Source organism: Winogradskyella tangerina, from assembly GCF_003260205.1.
GTDB classification, from domain to species: domain Bacteria; phylum Bacteroidota; class Bacteroidia; order Flavobacteriales; family Flavobacteriaceae; genus Winogradskyella; species Winogradskyella tangerina.
Genome location: NZ_QERF01000016.1, coordinates 1 through 3,947 on the forward strand (window position 1 = coordinate 1; position 3,947 = coordinate 3,947).

3 protein-coding genes are annotated in these 3,947 nt (G+C 32.7%); all 3 read right to left on the reverse strand.

All coding sequences use genetic code 11. The annotated features are described in order from the left end of the window. Positions 1 to 263: 263 nt before the first annotated feature. The 3 genes from DDY94_RS16045 to DDY94_RS16060 all read right to left on the reverse strand — a co-directional run bounded on the left by DDY94_RS16045 (position 264) and on the right by DDY94_RS16060 (position 3,671). Positions 264 to 1,058 (reverse strand): cation transporter, encoded by a 795-nt coding sequence (locus tag DDY94_RS16045; RefSeq protein WP_111685616.1) that lies wholly within the window; start codon positions 1,056 to 1,058, stop codon positions 264 to 266. A gap of 133 nt (positions 1,059 to 1,191) precedes the next feature. Beyond that, the gene (locus tag DDY94_RS16050; protein WP_157957351.1) at positions 1,192 to 1,962 is read right to left on the reverse strand and encodes a CPBP family intramembrane glutamic endopeptidase; all 771 of its coding nucleotides are present in this window, start codon (positions 1,960 to 1,962) and stop codon (positions 1,192 to 1,194) included. A gap of 191 nt (positions 1,963 to 2,153) precedes the next feature. After that, a complete protein-coding gene (locus tag DDY94_RS16060) occupies positions 2,154 to 3,671 on the reverse strand; it encodes a DUF4041 domain-containing protein (RefSeq protein ID WP_111685619.1) in 1,518 nt (505 codons plus the stop codon). Positions 3,672 to 3,947: the final 276 nt, after the last annotated feature.

Sequence of the window (3,947 nt, forward strand, 5' to 3'; positions counted from 1 at the left end):
GAGCTGTTTTTTGCTGATATTAACTATTGCAATTTGGTTTAGCAGGGCGTTAGAGCACATTTACTTGTGGGGTGAGAGTTCGTAGAACGTAGCAACACAAGTCAGCTTCAGCTGAATGTGCTCTAACGGTATCGGCTATGGGCAGTTGGGGATTTTACGCCCTAACTTTTCGGGTTAGCTTTGACCTTTGTTTTATATTTATACTTTTGTTTTATCACTAACGCCCCAATTGCCTATAGCCATTGTTGTAGCCAGTGCTTTTTTCATTTTCCAAGTTTTAATATTCTTATTGCTCCTTGAATTACCAAGACAAAAACGATTGTTCCGATTATCAAGTCAGGTTTGTTTGAACTTAACCAATTTACCAGAATTCCTGCTGTTATCACACCCAAATTTATTATCACGTCATTTGAAGTGAAAATCATACTTGCTTTCATATGAGCTTCTTCTTTGCTTTTTGATTTTTGTAGCAAATACAAACAAATTCCGTTTGCAATAAGTGCAAAAATTGAAACGATTATCATTGTCGAGAAGTCGGGCAATTTTTCTACTCCAAAAAATCTTCTCAAAACTTCGATAAATCCGATTACTGCAAGAGTTATTTGAAAATATCCAGCGAGTTTTGCAATTCGTTTTTTTCTTGTCAAAGTTCCGCCAACTGCAAACAAACTAATTCCGTAAACAAAACTATCTGCAAGCATATCCAAACTGTCCGCAACAAGTCCCATTGATTTTGAGATGATTCCTGTTGTCATTTCGATTAGGAAAAAAACAAAATTTATAGCGAGTACAGTCCAAAGTAGTTTTCTTTGGTTTGTATTTTCTTTAAAATCAGTTTGGTCAGTTTGTTTGGTCGAGATTTTCTTTCCGCCCAAATTTAGTTCGAGAACGGATTTTTCGATTTGGTCAATTTGTCCGTTGTGAAAAACAGTCAATTTTCGGTTTGGAATGTCAAAGTCCAAATTCGCAATACTTGAAATTCCGTCCAGTTTCATTCGGATTAAATTTTCTTCCGAAGGGCAGTCCATTTTTGTGATTTCAAATATCGTTTTATTCATTCACGGTTTCTTTTTTTGCATTGGCTTCAACGGTCTCGGCTATGAGTAGTTGCGTGGCTTAGCACTGAACTTAGCAAGTACACACCAAACTGAAAATCCTCGCGGATTTTCAGAAGTAGGCGAGAACAAGCAATTACTTATAGCCATTGTTAGCCACTGTTATTTTTTTAATTCCAATATACGATAATCCTATTCCAAAAATAAATAACAACCAATAGACGAAATTGTAATTCAGTCCATAGCTCCATTCATAATATGATTTTCCATAAGACACTAATAGCAACCAACTTAAATTGGTCAGAAAGTGTAAGATTATCGTATAAAATATATTTTTAGTTCTATTATAGATTAAGCACGCTATAATTCCGAAAATGAATGTGGGTATTAAGTTTCTATAACTTGGTAAATGAATTATAGAGAAACAAATACTTGAAACAAATATTGAAATAGTTAATGAGTGTTTTTTTAATACCTCTCCGAATAAAAACTTACGAAAGAAAAGTTCCTCGAATATTGGTGCAATTATTAAAACAGATATTCCACGATAGAGAATTGACAAGTTCGAACTTTCGGAAAATTCAAATGGTTTTAATTCCGCACCACTGAAATAATCATAAATTTTACTGAAGTCAAATAACGGTCGGTCAAACAATTCAAGTCCAATGGCGATTAAAATCAAATAGAGAATGAAATCAGGTTTTATGCCTTTTACTTTTTCAATTCCGTTGTCAAATCTGAAGATAGTTTTATATGACAAGTAAAAAACTATTAAGTAAGCTATTACTGTGGGTATTCGACTTGTTATTCCGAAATAATGAATCAGGCTGTTATCACTTAAAGATTCACTTACTTTTGGTTCTATGAATTCATAAACTCCCAAAGAAATAAGAACTTCTAATCCCATTAATAAGGCGGTAAGTAAAATGGCTTTGAGGATGTTCATTTATAATTGTGGCTAACGGTCTCGGCTATGAGTAGTTGCGTGGTTTAGCACTTAACTTTGCAAGTACACACCAAGCTGAAAATCCGCAAGGATTTTCAGAAGTAGGCGAGAACAAGCAATTACTTATAGCCATTGTTGTAGCAAGTACTTTTTCAGAACAAACTGTCTGGATATTTCTCAATTTCGTTTTCAATTTGTTCTTGTTTAGCTTGCTCTAATTGTTTTATTATTGATTTTGTTTCTCTATATTCTTGTGCTTCTGGAACTTTAATAAATTCCACTTCTTTCTCATATTTTTCTTCGATAACTTGTTGTATTTCGTCAAGTGTAACTCTAAAATATTCTTTACGATAGTTTACTTTATTTATTCTTCTATCGTCAAACTCTTTTTGCAATAAATTTTCTAATTCAGGTGCATTTTCTGTGAAGATAAGAGCGTGTAAGTCAAATCTAAATGGAACGGAAGCATCTCCTAATTCCTTTACTCTATCCATTGGTTCAAGTCTTCTTGTCATTCCAATTTTATATATGTTCTCTCCAAATGAACCAATATTTGAAATTATATAAACGTGTCCCGATTTTGTTTCTTGCGCTCTTGAAATAGCTCTTTCTTTTGCTTCGTGTGCTTCTTGAAGATTTTTTTGAAGTTCGGCTATTTGAGTATTTAATTTTTCAAGTTCTTCACCACTTACTAACCCAAGCTCTTTTTGTGCTCTTTCAAGTGCTTTTTGGAATCTTTTTTCCTCTAATTCGGCTTCTTTTTTTGCTTTCTCAAATTCTCTTTGAGCTCTTTCTTCCTCTCTTTGTTCCTCTCTTATTGCTCGTTGTTCTTCTTTTTCTTGCTGTTTTTTGTGTTCGAGTTCATAAGCTAAATGAAGTTCATCTAACTTTAATTTTAAGTACTTATCTGTTATATGAACATCGTTAGATTTACCAAGTTTATTAATTGCATTAAATGCTTTTGTTATACGTTCTTCAAAGCGTTTTACATTGTTCCATCTTACTTTGGAAATTAATGTGTCACATTCTCCGTTAAATGCTCTTAAAGTGAGATTTATATAACGTCTTGTCATTATTTCTCCTTGCTTTCTGCTATTTCCAACGTGCCAACTTGTGTTACAGATACAAGCATTTCCTCCTTTTATCAGTTGTTTTTGTTTAGTTCTAATGTTTGTAAGTTGTTCTTTGTATTTTTCTGAAGTTTCGTAGTCAAAGATTGGTTCATAAATTCCAAGTTCAACAAATTCGAGGTCGTTTCTGTAGAGTTTTATGTCTCTTTCTAATTCTTTAAAGATTGATTTAGCGTTGGTATATCTGTCGTTGAGATTTGAGGCTTTATTTTGAATTTCATTCAATTCTTTTTCCTCAATTTCTTTTGTGTTTTTAAGTTTATCGAGTTCTGAATTTAATGTCTGTAAATCGTTTATACTTTCATTGAAGGATTTAGCAGTTTTTTGTAATTCAGCCAATTCAGAATTTTTGTTTTCAATTTCTTTTTCTATTGATACAATTCCGTTATATCTGTTTAAGTCGGAATGAAGTTTATCCGATTCTTTAGATTTTTCTTCTAATTCCGATTTGAACTTTTTTTTGGTTTTAAGACAGTTCAAAATTGTTAGAATTAATGCAATTCCTAAAACTACTGATGTTATTATTAATCCTAATTCCATTCTATCTGTGCGTTTTTTCAGTATTTGCTACAACGGTTTTGTGTATGGCTTGTTGCGGGATCACACGCAGTGTTATTCCGCCGTAGCTTAAAGATAGCGAATAAGATTGAATTCCGACTTAGGAATTCAAACGCAATGATCTATACACTTCTTAAGTTTACAATCTATTAATTTTAGAAGATTAATCAGAAAGAACAAAAGAGAGGATTAAGATTAGTATACACGGTGAAGCTAAGACTTCGACAACAATGATAATCCCCTCTCTTTTCTACTTAG